Raw genomic sequence first — 5,093 nt, 5'->3', positions numbered from 1 at the left:
CTCCTTCCCGACGGTTCACCCGGTGTAATCGGTCTCCGACTGCGAATCGTGTGGCAAGTCGTTCCGAATCGGCCTGAACCGCTACCGCGTACCGTCTGCTTCGCCCTGTTCGCTCGTCGACGTTGTCCACGGTGGCAGCCAGTCGGGAGTCATGTCCGATAGTATCGGATTATCTCTCCCGACGTCACCAGTAGGACGGAACCATACTTACCGTTACACATCTATCATTGTAATAGATTTCTGCTGTTCGTCGACCGTTGGGAGCCGAGGACCCCGAGCAGTTTCCACTTGGAGATTGCACATGGGCTGGTCGATGGTTCGCGATCGCTACCGATTTACATTCAATGATTACCCCGGAACGAGGTAGTTTTCGTTTCCGAAATTCCATGTCGGGGCTACCATCTCCGTTCTGCTCTCAGCATCCTCCATTCGATCTGTCGGAACAATTCCTGACAATTCTGTGCAATGACGGGCCTATCTCTGTAACGTTCTGTATGTAAGAAACGTTTGCATACTCAATAAACGGATATTGATCCTCTACCGTCCTCCTACTTCGCTTTCAGCCGTGCATTCGTCGACCTCGAATGGCCATTTCACGCTTTAATACGTGGTCTGGTTCCTTTTCTCCCTCTTGAACGGTCGAGTTCTTCATCTGAGAACAAATCGGGTGTGTATAGTCAGAATATGTCAACAACGAAATTCTAGATGGATATTCCGTACAAATCATACATTCAAATCCGAAACCGTTGATTCCCTATCAGCACTTGGGCCCACAATACAAATTCTATCTAAAACCGTTTCATCTCGCTCCCGTTCCAAGAATGTGGATTTCGTCCCGGAATCGGTGTAATGGTGCAATTTTACTCCATCTCCATTCTATCCGTCGTCGGCCAACCCGTCGATTCTGTTCCGAAATGCAGAACCCCTTCGTCAAACTAACGCGACTGGATCCACCGACACTGACCTGTTTCAGAGAAGCATACCGCTGACGAGGTCTTCGGTGAACTGGCCACCTTCGAAGTCGATGGGTTCCGGCTCACGAACGACACGCAGGTCATCGCGTTCGCGTGCTTCCGCTATCAAGGCGGGCGACGCCACAAAGCGATCGAGCCGCATCGTGTCGCGAATACGGACGACCCGTGCGTCCTCGGGGGAAGTGACGCCGATGGTCGAAAGACAGGCGTGAAGGCCTGCCCGGTCGGTCTCCACGGCCGGTGGGATGCGGACGCCCCGAGGTGCCGAGGCCGTGAGTCCGTTCACGAACGTGTCCGAGAGGTTTATCGTCTCGAAGAGGTCTGCGTGGATGAGATCGGCGGAACCCAGACCCGTCGCATTACCGTGCGAGGCTTCTGTGAGCCCGCGGACGAAGATACGTTTGATATCCGGTTTCTCGGGGGCGGGTTCGGGACCGAACACGAGACGTCCGATGACGTTCGTGTCCATCCCGGACCCGGAGATGTCCTTTCCCATTCGGTCGACGACGAGGACATCGACTTCGTCGAACGGAATAGTCGGAAGTCGAGCGTACGCTTCCTCCAACAGTTCGGCCTCGCGGTCGAGGAATCCTTCGGGGGGAACACCTTCGATGGTCGCGGTCTCGTCATGTTCGTCCTCGACGATGGCTACACCCCCGACGACGGGTAGTTCCTCGACGAGCAGAGACGCGATCTCGGGGATCATGTTTCTGAAACTCCAGTCCATCGCCCACTCGTGTGCAGTCTTCGCTCCCCGTTGTTTCCCCATGCCGATGACCAGCATCTTCGACAGGCCACTCTCGACGTCGCCCTGAAAATCAGTGTGGGGTTTCACTCGGTTGATGGGGACGATGGCATCCGCCGCGGCGGCGTTCGCGTCGGCGTGGACCTCGACACCACGATCGAGTGTTTCCCCGACGACTGTCGTCTCCATCGTCGCACGGATTTCACAGCCGATGGCTTCCTCGGTGACGCCGAGCGATGCCAGCATCTCGCGTTGGCCGTCGGCAGTCGCCCCACCGTGGCTTCCCATCGCGGGGAACACGAACGGTTCGTACCCTCGCTCGTGAAGTTCGTGAACGATGCTGCGGACGATGGTCGGGATGTTCGCGATGCCACGGCTCCCCGTACCGACAGCTACGTCTCCTCCCTCGGGGATATCCGCGAAGTCGAACGAACCTACCGCTGCCGCCGCCGTATCCGCAATCCGGTCCTTTGGGATCGGACTCGTCCTCCACAATTGTTCGATAATGCCGACGTCGGGAAGCGGCCGTTCACCACATGCGTCCAGAACGATCTCCTCGGGAACCGGACGTGGTCCCGAATTAGAATCATCTTTCATGTATATATCCACACTACGAGGGCCTTCATCAAAAGCATAGGGTTGCTCGCGCTATCTTACTGGAGTTCCTCGAACGTGGCTTCATCCCCCTCGAAGAGGAGTTGTTCCCATCCCTCGACCGAAACGGTCTCGGCTTCGTCGACGAGTGCTTCCGAAATACGAAACTCCGAGAGGTGGCCCGTGTCGTGAATCCATGCGACGCGAACCCGTTCCGGGTCGTAGGGACCGACTGAGGAGAGCGTGACGTTCACAGCATCCTCGTCGGTCGGGAGGACCACCGGGAGTGACGCCTTCTCGAGGGAGTTACTCGTTATGATGTTGGTGTACGTTTGTGCGAAGTCGAGCCCTTCGATCAGCGACTGTCGGGTGACGTCGGCGAGACCGATGCCGGCACCGTTCCCATGGGACGCTTCGGTCAGTCCGCGGACGTAGATCCGTTTGATATCGGGGAATTCGGGGTCGTCCGTGTTCAACACGTTGTATCGACCGATGACGTTCGTGTCCATACCCGCCCCGGAGACGTCCTTTCCCATCTGGTCCACGACGAGAACATCGAGTTCGTCGTACGGGAGCGTCGGCATGTACTCGTACGCCCGTTCCAACAGCGGCGTCTCACCGTCGGGTAATTCCTCGATCGGAATGCCGGTAACCTCCGCGAGTCGATGGTGGAAGTTCTCGACGAGCGCGATGCCGCCGACGAGATTCGATTCGGCGGCGATGACGCTAAACGCGTCTCGGTGGACGTCCTCGTACCCGTCGACGATGGAATGTTCGTGTGTGTTTTGAGCGCCCCGTTGTTTTCCGAGTCCGATGACGGCCATCTTCGTGAGACCGCTCTCGAAGGCTCCATGGAAGTTCGTGTGAGCTTTCACCCTGTTTATCACCATGCTGGCGTCGGATTCGAGGGCGGCCGTGGACCAGTGGACGGGAAATCCGCGGTCAGCTTTCCCGAGAACGGTCGTCTCGGTGCGCGGGTCGATTGGACAACCGATTGCGTCCTCGGTGATGCCGTAGGATTGGAGGACGGAACGTTGGCCCTCCGGAGACGCCCCACCGTGGCTTCCCATCGCGGGAACGACGATTGGCTCGAATCCTCGCTCGCCGAGTTCGGCCACGACGGCGGTGGTGACGGTGTCGATGCGGTCGATGCCGCGACTTCCGACACCAACGGCAACGGTTCCCCCCTTCGGAATCTGTTCGAGGGGGAGGGATTCGACCGCAACGCGGGCGGCCGATTCGGGGTCGTCGAGGTCGGGTGTGGACGGTTCGTACCGGACTCGTGCGAACCGCGGCAGCGTTACGTCGGGGACGACGGAAGCGAGTTCGTTCGCGTCGGGAAACTCCATATCATCCGTTGCGAAAGCGTTTACTTAAACGGTTGTGCCATACGGTATCGGGCACCAATTGTTATATGGGTTCAATTCCCTACTTCAAACGTTATCTCATGGACGTGAAAACCACACCAGAAGGTAGCGAACGGAACAGATACGGAGGACTCGCCTGATGCGGGACTTCTCCAATCACGCGACCAACCGCGCGCCGGATCGGGACGTGACGATAACCGACATCGAAACCGCCGTCGTCGAAGGGAACTTCGAGTGGAATCTGGTGAAAGTACACACGGACGCGGGCGTCACGGGCATCGGTGAATCCTATCGCGGCGGAACGGTCACGGACATCATGGAATATACGAAGCGGTTCCTCGTCGGTGAAAACCCCCTCGACCCGGAGCGTATCTTCCGTCGAATCGTACAGGATATGTCCGGCCACGGCGGCACGACCGGAAAGGTTGTGACGGCCGCCTCAGGTATCGAAATCGCCTGTTGGGATATCATGGGTAAAGTCCTCGGCGTTCCCGTCTATCAGCTGCTCGGTGGGAAGTATCGTGACGCTGTCCGAATTTACTGCGATTGCCACGCGGGTGAGGCGTTCGAGACCAAGGACGGATACGTCGCCCATCACGACGAGGACGCCTATCGCCCCGAGGCGTACGCTGAGGAGGCGACGCGTGTGGTTGATATGGGCTTTACCGCCATCAAGTTCGACCTCGACATGGAGATGGACAACCATCCGGACCCGTACAATGGACGGGTGTCGAATCGCGCAGTGCAGCGGAAGGTCGATATCGTGGACGCGGTCCGCGAGGCTATCGGCGACGAAATCGACCTCGCGTTCGACATCCACTGGGATTACTCATTGGACAGCGCGAAACGCGTCGCACGAAAGTTGGAGCCGTACGACCTGATGTGGCTCGAAGACGTCGTCCCCCCGGAGAACATGGACGCCCAGCGAGAAGTCGCCCGAGCGACCAGCATTCCGCTCGCGACCGGCGAGAATCGGTTCCGCGTCCACGAGTTCAAGGACCTCCTCTACGACTTCGGCGTCGACGTCGTCACGCCCGACCCGTCGACCTGTGGCGGTCTCGCCGAATCGAAGGCCATCGCCAACCGCGCCGAGGAGAACTACATCGCCTTCTCGCCGCACAACGTCTGCAGTCCCATCGGCACGATGGCGTGCGTCCATCTCGGTGCCTGCATCCCCAACTTCGACGTCCTCGAATACCACGCACTGGAGGTCGATTGGTGGGACGACTTGCACACGAGCGACCCGCTCATCGAGGACGGGTACATCGAGGTTCCCGAGCGACCGGGACTCGGTATCGAACTCGACGAGGACGTCGTCGAGGAACACCTGCTCGAAGGCGAATCCGGTTTCAGTTAAACGAGAGCTCGGTTTCGTAGTCCGCGGCCGCCGCCGCGGACGGCTCTTCCGTTTCG

3 protein-coding genes are annotated in these 5,093 nt (G+C 58.6%); 1 reads left to right on the top strand and 2 read right to left on the bottom strand.

What is annotated here, in order from left to right:
* Positions 1-969 precede the first annotated feature (969 nt).
* Positions 970-2,316 carry a DUF362 domain-containing protein gene (locus tag WBV42_RS12360; RefSeq protein ID WP_423986303.1) on the bottom strand — a complete coding sequence of 449 codons (1,347 nt, stop codon included), beginning with the start codon at positions 2,314-2,316 and terminating at the stop codon, positions 970-972.
* 56 nt (positions 2,317-2,372) lie between these two features.
* Positions 2,373-3,662 (bottom strand): DUF362 domain-containing protein, encoded by a 1,290-nt coding sequence (locus WBV42_RS12355; RefSeq protein ID WP_423986302.1) that lies wholly within the window; start codon positions 3,660-3,662, stop codon positions 2,373-2,375.
* Positions 3,663-3,819: 157 nt separating this feature from the next.
* On the opposite strand from WBV42_RS12355, the gene WBV42_RS12350 reads away from it, so the two are divergent.
* The gene (locus WBV42_RS12350; protein WP_423986301.1) at positions 3,820-5,037 is read left to right on the top strand and encodes a mandelate racemase/muconate lactonizing enzyme family protein; all 1,218 of its coding nucleotides are present in this window, start codon (positions 3,820-3,822) and stop codon (positions 5,035-5,037) included.
* Positions 5,038-5,093 lie beyond the last annotated feature (56 nt).

It is taken from the genome of Haladaptatus sp. (genome assembly GCF_049589095.1).
Classification (GTDB): Archaea; Halobacteriota; Halobacteria; order Halobacteriales; family Haladaptataceae; genus Haladaptatus.
Note: the sequence above shows the minus strand (reverse complement) of the source record. Positions and strands in the feature narration are given on the sequence as shown.